Source organism: Luteimonas sp. MC1828, assembly GCF_016461615.1.
In the GTDB taxonomy this organism is placed as follows: domain Bacteria; phylum Pseudomonadota; class Gammaproteobacteria; order Xanthomonadales; family Xanthomonadaceae; genus Luteimonas.
Genome location: NZ_JAEMNY010000002.1, coordinates 32,059 through 51,558, shown reverse-complemented (window position 1 = coordinate 51,558; position 19,500 = coordinate 32,059). Strand labels below are relative to the sequence as shown.

Here is a 19,500-nt window from a genome sequence, read left to right as displayed (position 1 = left end):
GCCGCGCCGGCACGTCCGGCGCCGCCAGCGCGCGACTCACGAACGCAATCCGACCCCGCGCTTCAGCAGCCACAGGCTGAGCGCGCCGAGCGCCACCACGAAGCCCAGCATCAGCGCATACGCCAGCCACAGCGACACGTCGCTCTGCCCGAGCAGGCCGTAGCGGAACGCGTTGACCATGTAGAAGATCGGGTTGGCGTGGGTGGCGGCCTCGGCCCAGTCAGGCAGCAGGCGCACCGAATAGAACACACCGCCGAGATAGGTCAGCGGGGTAAGGATGAAGATCGGCACGATCGCCACGTCATCGAACTTCTTGGCGTACACCGCGTTGACGAAGCCGGCCAGCGAGAAGATGGTCGCGCCCAGCAGCACCGTGCTCAGCGTCACCCACGGGTGCGGGATGCGTACGGTGGTGAACAGCATGGCGATGGCCAGCACGATCACGCCCACCATCACCCCGCGCAGCACCGCGCCGGCGACGTAGCCGCCGAGGATCACCCACGGCGGCATCGGGCTGACCAGCAGCTCCTCGACGTGGCGGCCGAACTTGGCGCCGAAGAAGCTCGACGAGATGTTGCCGTAGCTGTTCTGGATCACGCTCATCATCACCAGGCCCGGCACGATGAAGTCCATGTAGGCGATGCCGTCCATGGTCCCGATCCGCGAGCCGATCAGGCCGCCGAAGATCAGGAAGTACAGGGTCATGGTGATCGCCGGCGGCACCAGGGTCTGGCTCCAGATGCGCAGGATGCGCATCACTTCGCGGCGGGCGATGGTGCCCAGCGCCACCATGTTCGGGCGCAGGGTGCCGGCCTCGGCCACGGCGGGGTCGAGGGCGTTCATGCCGCCGCTCCCGGGGCCGCGGCCGGCCGCGCCGGGTCGCCGGTGAGGCGCACGAAGAGCTCTTCCAACCGGTTCGACTTGGTGCGCATCGAACGCACGCGGATGCCGGCGGAATCCAGCGCGGCGAACACGCGGTTGAGGTCCATGGCGCGCGGCATGTCGATGTCCAGGGTGTGTGCGTCGATCGCGGTGACCGCCGCGCCGGGGATGTCCGGGAGCTGCGTGGGCAGCATGCCGTCGACGTCGAACAGGAACCCTTCCACGTCGAGCTTCGACAGCAGCGTGCGCATCGGCCCGTGCTCGATGATCCGGCCGTGGTCGATGATCGCCAGGTTGCGGCACAGGTTCTCCGCTTCCTCCAGGTAGTGCGTGGTGAGGATGATCGTGGTGCCGGCGGCGTTGATCTCGCGCAGCGACTGCCACATGCCGCGGCGGATCTCGATGTCCACGCCGGCGCTGGGCTCGTCGAGGATCAGCAGCCGCGGGTTGGTCATCATGGCGCGCGCGATCATCAGCCGCCGCTTCATGCCGCCCGACAGCGTGCGCGCCATCGACTTCGACTTGCCGCCGAGGTGCGCGCGGTCGAGCTCGCGCTGCGCGCGCGGCAGCGCCTCGCGGCGCGGGATGCCGTAGAAGCCGGCGTAGTTCACCAGGATGTCGAGCGGACGCTCGAACATGTTGAAGTTGAGTTCCTGCGGCACCAGGCCGATCAGGCGCATGGCGCGCGCGCGCTCGACCTGCTGGTCCACGCCGAACACGCGCACCTCGCCCGAAGTGCGGTTGACCAGCGACGAGACGATGCCGATGAGCGTCGACTTGCCGGCGCCGTTCGGGCCGAGCAGGGCGTGGAAATCGCCGGGCGCGACATCCAGCGACACGCCCTTGAGCGCCTCGACACCGGTGTCGTAGGTCTTGCGCAGGTCGCGTACCGAAAGCGCGGCGTGGTCGCCGGCGGGCGTGGTGGACTGGGTCATCGTGGGTCCTGGCCGCGGCCGGATGCAGCGGGGGCGGTATTATAGGAGCCCTGCGGGTCGAGGCCCGGCAATGGTCTGTTCCGCTGTGCCCGCACAATTCCCGCTCAAGCTCGTTTCCCGCCGCATGCTGGCGCCTTCGGTGGCGCACCTGACCTTCGTCCGCGACGACGGCGCGCCGCTGGACTACATCCCCGGCCAGTTCGTGCAGGTGCACTTCCATTACGCGGACGGCACCGCCACCAAGCGCAGCTATTCGCTGGCCACCATCCGCGACCACGTACCGGATGCCGGCGAGAGCGTGGAGATCGCGGTGAGCTACGTGCCCGGCGGCGCCGCGACCGCGCTGTTCGAGGGCCTGGAGGAGGGCGGCACGGTGCAGGCCAGCGGCCCGTTCGGGCGCTTCTGCCTGCAGCCGGCCGACGACAACCGCCGCTACCTGCTGATCGCCACCGGCACCGGCGTGACCCCGTACCGCGCGATGCTGCCGCAGCTCGCCGAGGCGATGGCGGCGCGCGGCATCGAGGTGGTACTGCTGTTCGGTGCGCGCACGCCCGCCGAGCTGCTCTACGGCGACGAGTTCCGCGCGTTTGCCGCGCGCCACCCGGCGTTCCGCTTCGTGCCGTGCTTCTCGCGCGAGCTGCCCGCGCCGGGCTCGGCGCAGGCGCACGCCGATGTGCGCCACGGCTATGTGCAGCAGTTCATCGACGAGTTCGCGCCCTCGGCCGAGGGCGACATCGCCTACCTGTGCGGCAACCCGGACATGGTCGACGCCTGCTTCGAGGCGCTCAAGGTCCATGGCCTGCCGGTGCCGCGCATCCGCCGCGAGAAGTACGTCAGCAGCAAGTGAGTGCGCGGCGCGCGGCGCCGCTGTGTAAAGCACGCTTGACACCCGGTTCCTGGCGACGCACTCTTGTGTCAAGCAAACTTGACACGGAGTCCACCATGCAGTCGATCCAACGGCGTTACCAGCGCGAGTTCATCCCCGCCATGGCGGCCTACGTCGTGGTGCTGTTCCTGTCGATGTACGCGCTGCGCGCGGTCGATGCCACCTGGGCGCGCGCCGCCCTGGCACTGCTGCCGGCGGTGCCGATCGTGTTCGTTGCACGCGCGGTGCTGCGCTTCGTGCGCGACAGCGATGAAATGCAGCGCAGGATCCAGCTTGAATCCTTCGCCCAGGCGTCGCTGGTGCTGACGCTCGGCAGCTTCTCGCTCGGCCTGCTCGCGCTGGCCGGCGTGCTGCGGGTGGACACCGGCCTGGCGCTGATCCTGGTGCTGCCGGCGTATTCGCTGCTGTACGGCGTGTTCGCGTGCATCACTGCGCGTCGCTACCGGTGAAGAGCCGCGTCCGCGAACTGCGCGAGGCGCGCGGCTGGTCACAGGCGCAGCTCGGCGAACGTCTGGATGTCTCCAGGCAGACCGTGAACGCGATCGAGACCGGCAAGTACGATCCAAGCCTGCCGCTGGCGTTCCGCATCGCCGGCCTGTTCGCATCGCCCATCGAAGCCATTTTTCTCCCCGAGGATCCTGCATGAGTACACGTGGAACCACCATCGCCACGCTGCTGGCCGCGGCGCTCGCCGCCGGCTGTGCGGCGCAGACCGGCGAGGGCGTCGAGGGCCCACTGGCCGACGGGCGCATGCGCCACGGCACGCTGGCGTTCGAGCCCTGTTCGCTGAGCGCGGTCGGCGCGTCCGCCGTGGAGGCGCAGTGCACGCGCTTCGAAGTTCCCGAGGACCATGACGCACCCGACGGCCGGCGCATCGAGCTGGCGGTGGCGTGGATCCCGGCCAAGGGCCAGGCCGAACCCGACCCGGTGTTCATGATCGCCGGCGGACCCGGGCAGTCCGCGCTCGAGTCCTACCCGAGCGTGGCGCCGGCGTTCTCCGACGTGCGCCGCAACCGCCACGTGCTGCTGGTCGATGCGCGCGGCACCGGCGGGTCGCACCCGCTGCGTTGCAGCGACGGCGAGGGCGACAACGCGTTCGGCCCGGCGGACGACATGAGCCCGGACGCGATGCGCGCGTTCGCTGCGCAGTGCCGCGACACGCTGGCCAAGGACAGCGACCTGCGCCGCTACGGCACCATGGACCACGTGCGCGACCTCGACCTGGTGCGCGCGGCGTTCGGCGCACCGCAGGCCAACCTGGTCGGCGTGTCGTACGGCACCCGCGTCGCGCAGCAGTACGCCAAGGCGTTCCCGGCCCAGGTGCGCACGGTGGTGATCGACGGCGTGGTGCCCAACACCCTGGCGCTGGGCCAGGAGCACGCGCGCAACCTGGAAGACGCGCTGGCCGCGCAGTTCGCGCGCTGCCGCGCCGACAAGGCCTGCCTGGCCAACCTCGGCGACCCGACCGCGCAGCTGGCCGCGGTGCGCACCGCGCTGCAGGCCGGCAACCTCGCCGAAGTGCGCTTCCGCGATCCGGTGAACGGCGCGTGGCACACGCAGGCGCCGCAGTTCGGCGACCTCGCCGCGCTGCTGCGGATGTTCTCCTACCAGCCGGCCACGGCGTCGACCTTGCCGCTGCTGCTGCACGAGGCCGCCAACGGCCGCTACGAGCCGCTGATGGCGCAGTCGCGGCTGCTGGCGTCGTCGCTCGGCGACATGATCGCGCACGGCATGCAGCTGTCGGTGATGTGCACCGAGGATGCGTCCGACCTCAAGAGCGACCCGCGCGACAGCACCAGCGTGCTCGGCAACGACATGGTCGAACTGATGCAGGCGCAGTGCGAAGCCTGGCCCGTGGCCCCGCGGGCGGCCGGCTTCCGCGCGCCGCTGGACGGCGACGTGCCGGTGCTGGCGATCAGCGGCGAGTACGACCCGGTCACGCCGCCGCGCTATGGCGAAGAGGTCGTGAAGCACCTCGCCAATGGTCGCCACCTGGTCGCTCCCGGCCAGGGCCATGCGGTGCTCGGCGTCGGCTGCATGCCCAAGCTGTTCGCGCAGTTCATCGAACGCGCCGATGCCGCCGGCATCGACGCCACCTGCCTCGAGCGCCTGGCCGCCGAGCCGCCGTTTGCCGGCAACTATGGCTGGGAGCCTTGAGATGATCGAAGTCCACGACCTGCACAAGAGCTTCCCGTCCAAGACCGGCCCGGTGCACGCGGTGCGCGGGGTCAGCTTCACCGCCCGCGACGGCGAGATCACCGGCCTGCTCGGCCCCAACGGCGCCGGCAAGACCACCACCCTGCGCATGCTGTACACGCTGATGACGCCCGAGCGCGGCGAGGTGCGCATCGACGGCCTCGACACGCGGCGCGATGCCGCCGCGGTGCGTCGTCGCCTCGGCGTACTCCCTGACGCGCGTGGCGTGTACAAGCGCCTCACCGCGCGCGAGAACATCGCCTACTTCGGTCGCCTGCACGGCCTCGACGACGCCACCATCGCCGCGCGCACCGCGGCCATGGCGGAGACGCTGGGCATGGTCGATTTCCTCGACCGTCGCACCGAAGGGTTTTCGCAGGGCCAGCGCACCAAGACCGCGATCGCGCGCGCGCTGGTGCACGACCCGCGCAACGTGATCCTCGACGAGCCCACCAACGGGCTGGACGTGATGACCACCCGCGGGCTGCGCGCGTTCCTGCAGCAGCTGCGCGGCGAGGGCCGCTGCGTGATCTTCTCCAGCCACATCATGCAGGAGGTCGCGGCGCTCTGTGACCGCATCGTCATCATCGCCAACGGCGAGGTGCGTGCCCACGGCACGCCCGACGAGCTGCGCGCGCAGGCGGGCGAAGACAACCTGGAGGACGCCTTCGTCCAACTGATCGGCACCGAGGAGGGCCTGTCCGCATGAGCCTGACCAACAACGCGTTGTTCACCGTCGCGCGCAAGGAACTGATGGACCTGTTCCGCGACCGGCGCACGGTGATGCTGGGCCTGCTGATGGGTCCGATCCTGTTCCCGGTGCTGATCCTCGGCATCGGCTCGATGGCCGAGAAGCGCGCGCGCACCCAGCTCGAGTCCACCCTGGAGCTGCCGGTGATCGGCGCCGGGCACGCGCCCAACCTGGTGCGCCACCTCGGCACGCGCAACATCGCCACGCTGCCGCCGCCGGCCGACCCGGACACCGCGGTGCGCCAGCAGGAGCACGACGTGGTGCTGCGCATCCCGGCCGACTACCCCGAGCGCTGGCGCGAGAGCCGCGGCGCGATGGTCGAGCTCATCTACGACTCGTCCCGCCAGGATTCGCGGATCCCGGTGGAGCGCCTGCAGACCGCGATCGCCCAGTACGGGCAGCAGCTCGGCGCGCTGCGCGTGGTCAGCCGCGGTCTGAGCCCCGAGGTGGCGACGCCGGTGCTGGTCGCGCAGCGCGACGTGGCCACGCCCGAGGCGCGGCGCGGCATGCTGCTGGCGTTCCTGCCGTACCTGCTGATCCTGAGCGCGTTCCTCGGCGGCGCCTACCTGGTGATCGACGTCACCGCGGGCGAGCGCGAACGTCAGTCGCTCGAGCCGCTGCTGGCCACGCCGGCATCGCGCAGCGCGCTGATGAGCGGCAAGATCCTCGCCGCGTGCCTGTTCGGGATGCTCAGCCTGGCGCTGATCCTGGTGGCGTTCAAGCTGAGCTTCGCGCTGGCACCCAGGGCGATGCAGCTGGTCTCGGTCTCGGCGCCGATGATGCTGCAGATGCTGCTGGTGCTGCTGCCGATGGTGCTGATCGGCACCACGCTGCTGACCCTGATCGCGGCCAGCGTGAAGTCGGTGAAGGAAGCGCAGAGCTACATGAGCATCCTGATGCTGCTGCCGATCGTGCCGACGGTGGTGCTGATGGTGAATCCGGTGAAGAACGCGCTGTGGCAGTTCACGGTGCCGTTCCTGGCGCAGAACCAGATGCTGCTGAAGCTGGTGCGCAGCGAGTGGATCACGCCGCTGGAATGGGGCACCTACCTGGCCGCGGGCTTCGGGTTGGGGGTGGTGCTGTGGCTGCTGGCCGCGCGCCTGTACCACCGCGAGAAGCTGGCGATCTCCGCCTGACGCCGGCACGTTCATTCACGAAGAAGCCCGGCTCGCGCCGGGCTTTTTTTTGCGTGGGGCCCCTGTGGTGGCCGGGAGGCCAGCGCCGGGGGACATGAGCGCTCAAGGGCCTTGGTACCCGCCGCCAACACCAGCCCCGCGCTTTTTTTCCCGCAGGTCGGGAAAGAACCACAAAAAAAGCCCGGCTCGCGCCGGGCTTTTTTGCCTTGCCTCCCGCGTCACTCGCCGGGATTGAACGCGATGGTGCGCCGGGTGGTGACCGCCTCGGCCACGGGCTCGAAGCGCCAGCGGCGCACCGCGGCGACCGCCTCGCGGTCGAACACCCGCGGCGGATTGGCGCGCACCACGCGTGCATCGCTGACGCTGCCGTCGGGCGACACGGTGAACTCCACCTGCACCTCGCCGGACTGCGCGGCACGCAGCGCTTCCGCCGGGTAACGCGGTGCCGGGGTGCTCAGTGCGCGCAGGGCGGTGCCGACGGCCGGCGTGGTGGCCGCGGCGGGCCGCGCGGCGGCGGCACGTTCCTCGGCCGCGCGCTGTTCGGCGGCGCGCTGCTCGGCCACGCGCTGCTCCTCGCGACGCGCGGCTGCGGCGGCTTCCTCGGTTGCGGCGCGTGCGGCGACAGCCTGCTGCTCCACCAGCTGCTGCGCGGCGGCGCGCTGTTCGTCGGCCTGGGCGCGGACGCGATCGGCGGCCAGCTGTTCCTGGCGCGCGGCCTCCTGCTCGGCGGTCAGTGCCTGCTGGGCGACGCGCCGGCCGGCGGCCTCCTCGGCGCCGGTGATCGAGGCCTTCAGGCGTGCCAGCGACGGATGGTTGGCGTCGGCCTTCTCGATCAGGGCGGACAGGCGCCGGGCCTCGAGGAAGTCTTCGCGGTCACGCCCCTGCTCGGTGGCGATGACCACCATCGGCATCAGGTCGGTGAGCGCGCTGGACACCGCCGCGTCGCCGGGGGACTTCTCGCGCAGGGCGAGGTAGTACTCCATGGCGTTGTCGCCAGCCGGTGCGTACAGCTTGCTCTCGGCATAGGCCGCGCGTGCCTTGGCGCGCAGTTCATCGGGGCTGAGCGCGGCAAGTGCCGCGGCGGTCCCTTCGGTGGCGGCAGCCGCGGCGGCGGCGGCCTGCTCGCCGGTCACCGCCTCGGCGGCCGACTGGGTGGTGGTGGCCTCGTCGTTCTTGCAGGCCGACAGGGCGCAGATCAGCGCCACGCCCAGCGCGAGCCGGTAGACCACCGGGCGCGGGAACGCATGTTTTGTCACAGACATCGGTTCAACTCCCCCTTGGTGCGCGGGCGCGCACGTGTGCGTAGGACGCGACAGGCGCGGCCGTTTGTCAACACCCGGGCGCCGTCGGCACCGCCTGCGCTACTTGCCGATGCAGAAGCGCGAAAAAATGTGACCGAGTAGTTCGTCCGCGCCCACCTGCCCGGTGACCTCGCCCAGCGCGCGATGCGCGGCACGCAGCGCCTCGGCGGCCAGGTCCAGGGTTTCGGTTGCAAGCGCGTCCGCCGCGATCTCGAGGTGGCCGGCCGCGCGTGCCAGCGCTTCGACATGGCGCGCGCGCGCGGTGAACTCGCCTTCGCCCGCGGCCGGCTCGCCCAGCACCGCCGCGCGCAGGCGCGCGTGCAGGGCGTCCAGCCCCGCGCCGGAGCGTGCCGACACGCGCAACACACCCGGTGCCGCGGCCGGGGCATCGGCGGGCAGCAGGTCGGCCTTGTTGTGCAGCCAGAGGATTTCGGGAACGCCGGCCAGGGCGATATCGAGCGCGGCACGGCCGGCATCCGGGTCACGGGCATCCAGCACCACCACCGCCAGCCCGGCGCGCTTCAGCTCGTCGTGCGCGCGGCGCATGCCCTCGCGTTCGATTGCATCGCCGCCTTCGCGCAGGCCGGCGGTGTCGACCAGGAGCAGCTCGGCGCCGTCGATGTGCAGCGATTCGCGCAGCAGGTCGCGGGTGGTGCCCGCGACGTCGGTGACGATGGCGCGCTCGCTGCCCGCGAGTGCGTTCAGCAGCGAGCTCTTGCCGGCGTTGGGCGGCCCGACGATCACCGCGTGCAGGCCGTCGCGCAGGCGCCGCCCGCGTTCGGCGGCGGCGAGCAGCGCGGCAAGGGCGGCGCGGGCCTCGCCCAGGCGCGCCGCCAGCAGGTCGCCACCGAGGGTATCGAGGGGCTCGTCGGCGAAATCGATGGCGGCTTCGGCGTGCACCCGGATCGCGACCAGCGCGTCGGCCAGCGCCTCCACCCGGTGCGAGAACGCGCCGTCGAGCGCGCGCCGCGCCGCACGCGCGGCAAGCATGTCGCCGGCGGCGATCAGGTCGGCGACGGCCTCGGCCTGCGCCAGGTCCAGGCGACCGTTGAGGAACGCGCGCTCGGTGAATTCGCCGGGCCGTGCCATGCGCGCGCCCAGTGCGCAGCAGCGCGCCACCAGCGCCTGCAGCAGCGCCGGATTGCCGTGCGCCTGCAGTTCGGCGACGTCCTCGCCGGTGTAGCTGGCCGGACCCGGGAACAGCAGCGCGATGCCGTCGTCGAGCACCTCGCCGGCGGCGTCGCGGAAGCGCGCGTGGTGGGCATGGCGCGGGCGCAGCCTGCGCCCGCAGAGAGTGGCCGCGATCGCGGACGACGCCGGACCCGACAGCCGCACGATGCCGATGCCGCCGGCGCCGGGCGCGGTGGCGACGGCGACGATGGTGTCGGTGGCGCGGTCAGGCATGGCCGCGTGGTCCGGCCGCCGGCATCACTTCTTCGCGACCGCCGTCCCGGTGTCGCCGGGCTTGGCCGGCTTGTCGGCATAGCGGCGGATCAGCCACCACTGCTGCAGCAGGCCGAGCGAGCCGTTGGTGACCCAGTACAGCACCAGGCCGGCCGGGAAGAACACCATGAACACGCCGAACACGAGCGGCATCAGCTGCATCATCTTCTGCTGCATCGGGTCCATGCCGACCATCGGCGTCAGCTTCTGCGTCGCCCACATCACCGCGATGTTGACCACCGGCAGGATGAAGTACGGGTCGCGCGCGGTCAGGTCCTGGATCCACAGCATCCACGGCGCGTGGCGCAGCTCCACCGACTCCAGCAGCACCCAGTACAGGGCGAGGAAGATCGGCATCTGCAGCAGCACCGGCAGGCAGCCGCCGACCGGATTGATCTTCTCTTTCTTGTAGAGCTCCATCATGGCGACCTGGAACTTCTGCTTGTCGTCGCCGTAGCGCTCCTTGAGCTGCGCGATGCGCGGCTGGAACTTGCGCATCTTGGCCATCGACTGGTACTGCGCCTTGGACAGCGGGAACAGCACCAGCTTGACCAGCATCACCAGGCCGATGATCGACCAGCCCCAGTTCTGGAACAGGCCGTGCAGCTTGTTGAGGATCCAGAACAGGCCCTCGCCGAGGAAGGCGAAGATCGAGAAGCGGCTGTAGTCGACCGCGCGGTCCAGGCCGGGGACGCCCTGCGCCTTGATCTGGCCGACCAGCTTGGGGCCGACCCAGAGACGGGCGCTGGTGCTGGCCTGGCCGTCGGGCGCCACGCTGACGCCGGGGCCGACTTCGCGGACCAGGTACAGCGGCGCGCCGCCGGCACCCGGCGTGGACTGCAGCGACACGGTGACCTCGTCGGTCGGCTGCGGGATCCACGCGCTGAAGAAGTGGTGCTGCAGCATCGCCAGCCAGCCGCCGGTCTGCACCTGGTTGAGCGGGCCGTCGCCGACGAAGTCGTCGTACTTGCGGCGGCTGTAGCCGTCGACGGCGCTGAACCAGGTAGCACCGTTGAAGCTGAAGGACTCCGGGTTGGTCCAGCCGGACTTGACCGCGAGCGGCAGGCGGATCAGCTGGCGGTAGACGTGGCCCTGCCACAGCGCATCGCTCTTGTTGTAGACGGTGTCGCGCACATCGATCGCATAGCTGCCACGGGTGAACACGTACACGCGGCGGATGCTGACTCCGTCGGGCCCATGCCACACGAACGGCACCTCGAGCGTGTCGCTGCCCGCCGCCAGCTGGTACTGCTGCTGCGCCGACTCCGGCTGGAAACCGGCCTCGTGCGTCGGCGCGGCGTTGCCCTGGCTGACCCAGCCGCTCTGCGCGGCGAAGAACCGTGCCGGCGCGTCATCGAACAGGCGCACCGGCGCGCTGCCGTCGTCGCGGGTCTGCGGGAAACGCAGCAGGTCGACGCGGGCGACCACGCCGCCGCGCAGCGCCAGGTCGAGCACGTCGGTGCGCACCTGCAGCAGGCCATCGACCGCCGCCGCCGGGGTGGCGCCCATGCCGGGAATCGCTCCGACGGCAGGCGCCGCGGGCGCCACCGGCACCGCGCCTGGAACCGCTGCGCTGGCCGGCGCGCCGGGAATGCTGGCATCGGGACCGGCGATCGCGGCAGCGGTATCCGCCACCGGAACGGGTGCGCGCTGCTCCTTGCCCCACTCCATCCACAACAGGGTCGCCACCATCAGCCAGGCGAAGATCAGGAAGGTGCGGGTCTGGTTCATCGGGCAGGAATGCTCATTGGCCGGCAGGACGCGGCGCTGGGATGGCGGAAGGGGGGGCGGCGGGCATTGTGCCGGTCACGTCCGGTGCGGGCAACGCGCCGGCGCGGCGCAACGCATCGCGGAAGGCTTCGCGCAGCGCTTCGGGCGCCGCACTGGAGGCACCGTGGCGCACGACCACGACGAACGCCGCGTCCGGCAATGCAGCGCGGACATGGCGGAATTCGTCGCGCAGCGCGCGCTTGATGCGGTTGCGCGCCACCGCGCGACGATCGACCTTGCGTGACACGGCAAGGCCCAGGCGCGCGGGCGCGCCATCACGCAGGACATGCAGGGCCAAAAGCGGCGTCGCCGTGCGGCGGCCGTCCTGGAAAACCCGGTCGAATTCCGCACGCACGCGTACACGCGCTTGGCGGGGCAAGCGGAGGTTCATGCGAAGCGGAAGGTTGGCGGCCAGCGGGAAGCGGCCGCCAGGCAGCGTCAGGCCGTGAGGCGCGCGCGGCCCTTGGCGCGGCGGCGGGCAAGGATCTTGCGGCCGTCGGCAGTCGCCATGCGGGCACGGAAACCGTGGTCGCGCTTGCGCTTGAGGTTGCTGGGTTGGAAGGTGCGCTTGGTGGCCATGGTGTCGGTCGCTCTAGCTGACGCGGCGGAAAGAACCGGAGATTCTAGGCGCGTCGATGGCCGCAGGTCAAATCGGGTTTGCCACCGCCTCCCGTCCCCACGGCGGCGCGGCGTACATGGCCGGGTGCGCGGTGATAGGCTGCGCGTTCCCCTTTCGCCCCCGCCGCACGTGGTTCGCCCACGGTGTCGGCGGCCCTGCCGTCGGTATGTCGAACGCACACATGGAAGCCTGGCCCCGTTGCCTCGAACGCCTGGAAGCCGAATTCCCGGCCGAAGACGTTCAAACCTGGCTGCGGCCGTTGCAGGCGGCGCGCCGCGCCGACTCGACGGTGCTGTACGCACCCAACGCCTTCGTGCGTGACGAGGTGCGCGACCGCTACATGGTGCGGATCCGCGAGCTGCTCGGCCACTTCGGCGGCGGCGGCGAGGTGTCGCTCGAGATCGGCTCGCTGCCGAAGGCGGCGGAGCCTGCGCGCGCGGCCGTGGCACCGACGGCCTCGGCCGCCGACCTCGCGTTCCACGGCAACCTCGACAACCACTACACGTTCGAGAACTTCGTCGAGGGCCGCAGCAACCAGCTCGGCCGCGCCGCCGCGTGGCAGGCCGCGCAGAAGCCCGGCGACCGCGCCCACAACCCGCTGCTGCTGTACGGAGGCACAGGCCTGGGCAAGACCCACCTGATGTTCGCCGCCGGCAACGAGATGCGCCGCAACAACCCCGGCGCGCGGGTGCTGTACATGCGCTCCAACGACTTCTACAGCGCGTTCTTCCGCTCGCTGCAGGAACGCACCGCGGACCAGTTCAAGCGCCAGTTCCAGCAGCTCGACGCGCTGCTGATCGACGACATCCAGTTCTTCGCCGGCAAGGACCGCACGCAGGAGGAGTTCTTCCACACCTTCAACGCGCTGTTCGAAGGCCGCCAGCAGATCATCATGACCTGCGACCGGTTCCCGCGCGAAGTCGAGGGCCTCGAGCCGCGGCTGAAATCACGCCTCGCCTGGGGCCTGCCGGTGGGCATCGACCCGCCCGATTTCGAGACCCGTGCGGCGATCGTGCTGGCCAAGGCGCGCGAGCGCGGCACCCACATCCCCGAAGACGTGGCGTTCCTGCTCGCCAAGCGGATGCCGTCCAACGTGCGTGACCTGGAAGGCGCGCTGAATACGCTGACGGCGCAGGCCAATTTCACCGGCCGGGCGATCACCCAGGAGTTCGCGCTGGAGACCCTGCGCGACCTTCTGCGCGCCCAGCAGGCCTCGGTCAGCATCGCCAACATCCAGAAGACCGTGGCAGACTACTATGCGTTGCAGATGAAGGATTTGCTGGGCAAGAAGCGGACGCGTTCGCTGGCCCGCCCTCGCCAGATGGCGATGGCGCTGGCCAAGGAGCTCACCGAGCACAGCCTGCCCGAAATCGGCGACGCGTTCGCGGGTCGAGACCACACCACGGTCCTGCACGCGTGCCGTCAGATCCGCACCCTGGCGCAGACGGACGGAAAGCTGCGCGAGGACTGGGACAAGCTGATCCGCAAGTTGAACGAATAAGCCATTGCTGGACCGCCCCGCGAACGCCTGTACGGACCGGGGACAAGCTGTGGATAGTTTGCGATGTTGAAACGGGGCCGGAAACTGTCCACAGCTTGTCCGCAGACCTGGCGGAGTTTCACACTGGGGTTGTAGCGGCGGAAATATGTTGTAGATCAGATAATTACGTAGGTTTTCAACAGATTTTTCCGCCTCCACCACCACCGCTTTTTGTTATTTATCCTATTTAAGAGCTAAGGGCTAAGGGGACACCACGGCATGCGTTTCAGTCTGCAGCGAGAAGCTTTCCTCAAGCCCTTGGCCCAGGTCGTCAACGTCGTGGAGCGGCGCCAGACCCTGCCCGTCCTGGCCAACCTGCTGGTCGTGGTGACCGGCAGCCAGCTGTCGCTGACCGGTACCGACCTCGAGGTCGAAATGGTGGCGCGCTGTGGAGTCGACGACGCCCAGGACGGTGAGATCACCATCCCGGCGCGCAAGCTGTTCGACATCGTTCGCGCCCTCCCCGATGGCAGCAAGGTCACCGTGTCGCAGTCCGGCGACAAGGTCACCGTGCAGGCGGGTCGCAGCCGCTTCACGCTGGCCAGCCTGCCGGCCAACGACTTCCCGTCGATCGACGAGGTCGAGGCCACCGAGCGCGTCAATGTCCCCGAGGCGGCGCTCAAGGAACTCATCGAGCGCACGTCGTTTGCGATGGCGCAGCAGGACGTTCGCTACTACCTCAACGGCCTGCTGTTCGACCTCGCCGACCAGCGCCTGCGTTGCGTGGCCACCGACGGCCACCGCCTCGCGCTGTGCGAAGCCGCGCTGGAAGACAGCGTGCAGTCCAAGCGCCAGATCATCGTGCCGCGCAAGGGCGTGACCGAGCTCCAGCGCCTGCTGGAGGGCGGCGACCGCGTGCTCGAGCTGGAGATGGGCCGCAACCACATCCGCGTGAAGCGCGACGATGTCACCTTCACCAGCAAGCTGATCGACGGCCGTTTCCCGGATTACGAGGCCGTTATCCCGATTGGCGCCGACCGCGAGGTGCGCATCGACCGCGAGGTGCTGCGCGCCGCGTTGCAGCGTGCCGCCATCCTCTCCAACGAGAAGTACCGCGGCGTGCGCCTGGAAGTGTCGCCGGGCCAGCTGAAGATCAACGCCCACAACCCGGAACAGGAAGAAGCCCAGGAAGAAGTCGAGGCCGACACCAGCGTCGACGGCCTGGCGGTGGGTTTCAACGTGAACTACCTGCTCGACGCGCTGGGCGCGCTGCGCGACGAGACCGTGGTCATCGCGCTGCGCGACGCCAACTCGTCGGCGCTGGTGCGCGAGGCCGCCAACGAGCGCTCCCGCCATGTCGTGATGCCGCTGCGGCTGTGATCAACACGTTCCACGTGGAACACGAACGCCCGGCCTGGTCCGGGCGTTCTGCTTTTCCAGGGTGGGCTGGATGCGCCTGACCCGACTCGAGCTGCGCAACCTGCGCAACCTGCGCGACGTCGCGCTGCAGCCCGGCCCGGGCCTGAACCTGCTGGTCGGGGCCAACGGTGCGGGCAAGACCAGCGTGCTGGAGGGACTGCACCTGATGGCCTACGGTCGCAGCTTTCGCGGCCGCGTGCGGGACGGGCTGGTACGCACCGGCGCCGACGCGCTCGAAGTCTTTGCGGAATGGCGGGCATCAGATGCGTCGGGAACTGAAGGCTTGCGCAAGGCCGGGCTGCGCCATACCGGCGCGAGTTGGGAGGCGCGACTGGATGGCGAGAAGGTCGGGCACCTCGGGGAACTGTGTGCCGCGTTCATGGTGGTGGCGTTCGAGCCCGGCAGCCATGCGCTGGTGTCGGGAGGCGGCGAGCCGCGCCGACGGTTCGTGGATTGGGGGTTGTTCCACGTGGAACAGGACTTCCTGCCGGTCTGGCGCCGCTATTCGCGCGGGCTCAAGCAGCGCAATGCGCTGCTGAAGGCGGGTGCCGGACCGGCGCAGCTGGCCGCCTGGGATCTCGAGCTGGGCGCGGCCGGTGAAGAACTCACGCGCCGCCGGGTCGTCTATCTGGAGCGCCTGCAGGAGCGCCTGGCTGTGGTGGCTGCGGACCTAGCGCCCGGGTTGGGGCGCATGACGCTGGAGTTCGATCCGGGCTGGCGCCGCAACAGCCTGTCGCTCAGCGACGCGCTGGCCGTCGCGCAAGACCGCGATCGGGCCCTCGGCCACACCACGGTCGGCCCGCACCGCGCGGACTGGCGGCTGCAGTTGGCGTCGAAGCCCGACCGGGAGACGCTGTCCCGCGGCCAGGCCAAGCTGGCGGCACTGGCCTGCCTGTTTGCCCAGGCGACGGACTGCGCCCTCGAGCGCGGCGGCTGGCCGGTGGTGGCCCTGGATGACCTTGCCTCGGAGCTCGATGCCGAACACCGCCAGCGGGTGCTGTCGGTGTTGCAGGCGACTCCGGCCCAGGTGTTCATCACCGGCGTCGAACTGGCCAGCCTGCCCGTTGCACAGAGTGTCGTGTTCCACGTGGAACATGGTGAGGTCCGGCGCGCCGTTTGAGGTGCGGGGGGTGAGGGCCCCGGCGAGCCCCTCTGGGGTAGGGTTGCGCGCATCCTTGCCAAGCGCCGCAAACTGGTATAATGGCCGTCTCACACCCCTATAAGTAATGTGTCAGCCGCGGCATGGCAGCGGCAGGCACGGGTGGGGTATCCCGAAGGGCCAGAAGCATTCGATGACCGACCAGACCGACAGCACCCCCGATAGCGGCAACAGCAGCTACGACTCCAGCAAGATCACCGTCCTGCGCGGGCTGGAGGCCGTCCGCAAGCGTCCAGGCATGTATATCGGTGACGTCCACGACGGCACCGGCCTGCACCACATGGTGTTCGAGGTGGTCGACAACGCGATCGACGAGGCGCTGGCCGGCCACGCCGACGACATCGTGGTGACCATCCATGAAGACCGCTCGGTGTCGGTGTCCGACAACGGTCGCGGTATTCCGGTGGACATCCACAAGGAAGAGGGCGTGTCGGCGGCCGAAGTCATCATGACCGTGCTGCATGCCGGCGGTAAGTTCGACGACAACAGCTACAAGGTGTCCGGCGGCCTGCATGGCGTGGGCGTCTCGGTGGTGAACGCATTGTCCGAGCACCTCGGCCTGGATATCTGGCGCGACGGTTTCCATTACCGCCAGGAGTATTCGCTGGGCGAGCCGCTGTACCGGCTCAAGCAGATGGAGGCCACCGAGCGCCGCGGCACGCTGCTGCGCTTCCGCCCCGCGGTCGAGATTTTCAGCGACGTCGAATTCCACTACGAGATCCTCGCGCGCCGGCTGCGTGAGCTGTCGTTCCTCAACTCCGGCGTCAAGATCACCCTGGCCGACGAGCGCGGCGAGCCGCGCCGCGACGTGTTCGAGTACGAGGGCGGCATTCGCTCCTTCGTCGAGCACCTGGCGCAGCTCAAGACGCCGCTGCACCCCAAGGTGATCTCGGTCACCGGCGAGGAAAACGGCATCACGGTCGACGTGGCCCTGCAGTGGACCGACAGCTACCAGGAAACGATGTTCTGCTTCACCAACAACATCCCGCAGAAGGATGGCGGTACCCACCTGATCGGCTTCCGCGCCGCGCTCACGCGCACGCTGACCAACTACATCGAGCAGAACGGCATCGCCAGGCAGGCCAAGGTGAGCCTGTCCGGCGACGACATGCGCGAAGGCATGATCGCGGTGCTGTCGGTGAAGGTGCCGGATCCGAGCTTCTCGTCGCAGACCAAGGAAAAGCTGGTCAGCTCCGACGTGCGCCCGGTGGTCGAGCACACGTTTGGCGCCAAGCTCGAGGAATTCCTGCAGGAAAACCCGTCCGAGGCCAAGGCGATCGCCGGCAAGATCGTCGACGCCGCCCGCGCCCGCGAGGCCGCGCGCAAGGCGCGCGACCTGACCCGCCGCAAGGGCGCGCTGGACATCGCCGGCCTGCCGGGCAAGCTCGCCGACTGCCAGGAGAAGGATCCCGCGCTCAGCGAACTGTTCATCGTCGAGGGTGACTCGGCCGGCGGCTCCGCCAAGCAGGGCCGCAACCGCAAGACCCAGGCGATCCTGCCGCTGAAGGGCAAGATCCTCAACGTCGAGCGCGCGCGCTTCGACCGCATGCTGGCGTCGGCCGAGGTCGGCACGCTGATCACCGCGCTCGGCACCGGCATCGGCAAGGACGAATACAACCCCGACAAGCTGCGCTACCACCGCATCATCCTGATGACCGACGCCGACGTCGACGGCTCGCACATCCGCACCCTGCTGCTGACCTTCTTCTACCGGCAGATGCCGGAACTGATCGAGCGCGGCCACGTCTACATCGGCCTGCCGCCGCTGTACAAGATCAAGCAGGGCAAGACCGAGCTGTACCTGAAGGATGACGCGGCGCTCGACGCCTACCTCGCCGGCAACGCCGTGGAAGGCGCCTCCCTGGTCCCGGCCACCGGCGAGCCGGCGATCGAAGGCATGGCCCTGGAGAAGCTGCTGTTGGCCTTTGCCGGCGCGCGCGAGACCATCGTCCGCAACACCCACCGCTACGATCCCAACGTGCTCGAAGCGCTGATCGACTACACCCCGCTCGACGCCGCGCGCCTGGCGGAGAACACCGACGAGCGCCACGAACTCGACGTGCTCGAGGCCCGGTTGAACCGGGGTGGCCTGGGCCAGCCGCGCTACGCGCTGGAGTTTCAGGCGGGCGAAGGCGAGCATCCGGCCGCGCTGCTGGTCCGGCGCCGGCACATGGGCCTGGAAACCGTGCAGGTGCTGCCGTTCTCCGCCTTCGAGGGCGGCGAACTGCGCGCCCTGCGCGATGCCGCGGCGCTGCTCAACGGCCTGGTGCGCGACGGTGCGCAGATCGTGCGCGGCAACCGCACCCAGGCGGTCTCGAGCTTCGCCCAGGCGCAGGCCTGGCTGCTCGACGAGGCCAAGAAGGGCCGTCAGATCCAGCGCTTCAAGGGCCTCGGCGAAATGAACCCGGAACAGCTGTGGGAAACCACGGTCAACCCGGAGACCCGTCGCCTGCTGCAGGTGCGCATCGAGGACGCGGTCGCTGCCGACCAGATCCTGAGCACCCTGATGGGCGACGTGGTCGAGCCCAGGCGGGCGTTCATCGAGGACAACGCGCTGCGCGTGACCAATCTCGACGTGTGACCCCGCCTGCCTGCAGGGGAGTTGACGCCGCCTTCAGGTTGCGCGGTCTACAACCGCTTGACCCATTCAAGGAACTCCCCATGCGGACCTCGCCGATCTCTGCCGCTACCGCTGTCGCCATCGCCTGCCTGGCGGCGGCGTGCGCCACCACGACCTCGCCGACCGGGCGTACCCAGTACGTCGGCGCCGTCTCCCAGGATCAGCTCGATGCGCTGGGCGCGCAGGCCTTCGCCGAGCAGAAGGCGCAGCACCGGCAGTCCACCGACGCCGCGCAGACGCGTTACGTCAGCTGCGTGGTCAACGCCATCGTGCGCGAGCTGCCGGCTGACCAGCAGCGCATCGGCTGGGAGTCGGCGGTGTTCGTGGATGCCAATCCCAACGCCTTCGCGCTCCCGGGCGGCAAGGTCGGCGTGTACACCGGCATCTTCACCGTCGCCCGGACCCAGGACCAGCTGGCGGCCGTGATTGCGCATGAGGTGGGGCATGTGGTCGCCAACCACCATGACGAACGCATCACCCGGCAGATGGGCGCGCAGGCCGGCCTGGGTGTGGTCGGCGCGGTGCTCGGTTCGCGCTACGGCGAGGGCGCCAGCCAGACCACCAACCAGCTCGGCGGCGCCGCGCTGCAGACCGCGTTCCTGCTGCCCGGTTCGCGGGTGCAGGAAAGCGAGGCCGACGTCGTCGGCCAGCAGCTGATGGCCAAGGCCGGCTTCGACCCGCGCCAGGCGGTCAACCTGTGGCAGAACATGATGGCGGCCAGTGGCGGTGGCCGCGCGCCGCAGTGGCTGTCCACCCATCCGGATCCCAGCGCCCGCATCGGAGAGCTGCAGGCGCGGGCCGTCGGGCTGGTGCCCACCTGGGAGCAGGCCCGCAGTGCCGGCCGGCGCCCGGCATGCGGTTGAGCGTGTTCATATTGGACATGCGGACGCTCGCGGCCGTCAT

General features: G+C 69.8%; 18 protein-coding genes. 11 read left to right on the top strand and 7 right to left on the bottom strand.

All coding sequences use genetic code 11. From position 1 onward, the window contains the following. Nucleotides 1–36: 36 nt before the first annotated feature. Nucleotides 37–843 (bottom strand): ABC transporter permease, encoded by an 807-nt coding sequence (locus JHB91_RS10075; RefSeq protein ID WP_199374206.1) that lies wholly within the window; start codon nucleotides 841–843, stop codon nucleotides 37–39. Beyond that, a complete protein-coding gene (locus JHB91_RS10070; protein ID WP_199472764.1) occupies nucleotides 840–1,817 on the bottom strand; it encodes an ABC transporter ATP-binding protein in 978 nt (325 codons plus the stop codon). Before JHB91_RS10070 ends, JHB91_RS10075 begins: the two co-directional genes overlap by 4 nt. Nucleotides 1,818–1,887: 70 nt before the next feature. Between JHB91_RS10070 and JHB91_RS10065 the strand changes: the two genes are divergently transcribed. The 6 genes from JHB91_RS10065 to JHB91_RS10040 all read left to right on the top strand — a co-directional run bounded on the left by JHB91_RS10065 (nucleotide 1,888) and on the right by JHB91_RS10040 (nucleotide 6,786). Beyond that, nucleotides 1,888–2,664: a ferredoxin--NADP reductase gene (locus tag JHB91_RS10065; RefSeq protein WP_233398685.1), complete on the top strand. Its 777-nt coding sequence runs from the start codon at nucleotides 1,888–1,890 to the stop codon at nucleotides 2,662–2,664. 95 nt (nucleotides 2,665–2,759) lie between these two features. Next, nucleotides 2,760–3,152 carry a hypothetical protein gene (locus tag JHB91_RS10060; protein ID WP_199374210.1) on the top strand — a complete coding sequence of 131 codons (393 nt, stop codon included), beginning with the start codon at nucleotides 2,760–2,762 and terminating at the stop codon, nucleotides 3,150–3,152. Then, complete coding sequence (locus JHB91_RS10055) at nucleotides 3,149–3,349, top strand: helix-turn-helix transcriptional regulator (protein WP_199472763.1); 201 nt, start codon at nucleotides 3,149–3,151, stop codon at nucleotides 3,347–3,349. Before JHB91_RS10060 ends, JHB91_RS10055 begins: the two co-directional genes overlap by 4 nt. After that, nucleotides 3,346–4,860 (top strand): alpha/beta hydrolase, encoded by a 1,515-nt coding sequence (locus tag JHB91_RS10050; RefSeq protein ID WP_199472762.1) that lies wholly within the window; start codon nucleotides 3,346–3,348, stop codon nucleotides 4,858–4,860. Before JHB91_RS10055 ends, JHB91_RS10050 begins: the two co-directional genes overlap by 4 nt. A 1-nt stretch (nucleotide 4,861) precedes the next feature. Further along, complete coding sequence (locus JHB91_RS10045; RefSeq protein ID WP_199374216.1) at nucleotides 4,862–5,608, top strand: ATP-binding cassette domain-containing protein; 747 nt, start codon at nucleotides 4,862–4,864, stop codon at nucleotides 5,606–5,608. Then, nucleotides 5,605–6,786, top strand: coding sequence for an ABC transporter permease (locus JHB91_RS10040; protein ID WP_199472761.1), 1,182 nt, complete (start codon nucleotides 5,605–5,607; stop codon nucleotides 6,784–6,786). The genes JHB91_RS10045 and JHB91_RS10040 overlap by 4 nt, the downstream gene beginning before the upstream one ends. A gap of 218 nt (nucleotides 6,787–7,004) precedes the next feature. Here JHB91_RS10040 and JHB91_RS10035 read toward each other — a convergent pair whose 3' ends face one another. From JHB91_RS10035 to rpmH, 5 genes are all read right to left on the bottom strand, one after another. Next, a complete protein-coding gene (locus tag JHB91_RS10035) occupies nucleotides 7,005–8,048 on the bottom strand; it encodes an energy transducer TonB (RefSeq protein WP_199472760.1) in 1,044 nt (347 codons plus the stop codon). Between the two features lie 99 nt (nucleotides 8,049–8,147). Then, complete coding sequence (mnmE, locus tag JHB91_RS10030; protein WP_199472759.1) at nucleotides 8,148–9,491, bottom strand: tRNA uridine-5-carboxymethylaminomethyl(34) synthesis GTPase MnmE; 1,344 nt, start codon at nucleotides 9,489–9,491, stop codon at nucleotides 8,148–8,150. 24 nt (nucleotides 9,492–9,515) lie between these two features. Further along, nucleotides 9,516–11,261, bottom strand: coding sequence for a membrane protein insertase YidC (yidC, locus tag JHB91_RS10025; RefSeq protein ID WP_199472758.1), 1,746 nt, complete (start codon nucleotides 11,259–11,261; stop codon nucleotides 9,516–9,518). A gap of 13 nt (nucleotides 11,262–11,274) precedes the next feature. Further along, nucleotides 11,275–11,691, bottom strand: a complete 417-nt coding sequence (rnpA, locus tag JHB91_RS10020) for a ribonuclease P protein component (RefSeq protein ID WP_199472757.1) — start codon at nucleotides 11,689–11,691, stop codon at nucleotides 11,275–11,277. A 47-nt stretch (nucleotides 11,692–11,738) separates the two neighbouring features. Continuing rightward, nucleotides 11,739–11,879, bottom strand: coding sequence for a 50S ribosomal protein L34 (gene rpmH / locus JHB91_RS10015; protein ID WP_182824021.1), 141 nt, complete (start codon nucleotides 11,877–11,879; stop codon nucleotides 11,739–11,741). A gap of 221 nt (nucleotides 11,880–12,100) precedes the next feature. Between rpmH and dnaA the strand changes: the two genes are divergently transcribed. The 5 genes from dnaA (at nucleotide 12,101) to JHB91_RS09990 (ending at nucleotide 19,460) form a co-directional block, all read left to right on the top strand. Then, the gene (dnaA, locus tag JHB91_RS10010; protein ID WP_199472756.1) at nucleotides 12,101–13,420 is read left to right on the top strand and encodes a chromosomal replication initiator protein DnaA; all 1,320 of its coding nucleotides are present in this window, start codon (nucleotides 12,101–12,103) and stop codon (nucleotides 13,418–13,420) included. A gap of 258 nt (nucleotides 13,421–13,678) precedes the next feature. Beyond that, a complete protein-coding gene (dnaN, locus tag JHB91_RS10005; protein WP_199472755.1) occupies nucleotides 13,679–14,779 on the top strand; it encodes a DNA polymerase III subunit beta in 1,101 nt (366 codons plus the stop codon). Nucleotides 14,780–14,849: 70 nt separating this feature from the next. After that, the gene (recF, locus tag JHB91_RS10000; RefSeq protein ID WP_199472754.1) at nucleotides 14,850–15,938 is read left to right on the top strand and encodes a DNA replication/repair protein RecF; all 1,089 of its coding nucleotides are present in this window, start codon (nucleotides 14,850–14,852) and stop codon (nucleotides 15,936–15,938) included. A 172-nt stretch (nucleotides 15,939–16,110) separates the two neighbouring features. Then, nucleotides 16,111–18,558, top strand: a complete 2,448-nt coding sequence (gene gyrB / locus JHB91_RS09995; RefSeq protein ID WP_199374231.1) for a DNA topoisomerase (ATP-hydrolyzing) subunit B — start codon at nucleotides 16,111–16,113, stop codon at nucleotides 18,556–18,558. An 80-nt stretch (nucleotides 18,559–18,638) separates the two neighbouring features. Then, nucleotides 18,639–19,460: a M48 family metallopeptidase gene (locus tag JHB91_RS09990; protein WP_199472753.1), complete on the top strand. Its 822-nt coding sequence runs from the start codon at nucleotides 18,639–18,641 to the stop codon at nucleotides 19,458–19,460. Nucleotides 19,461–19,500: the final 40 nt, after the last annotated feature.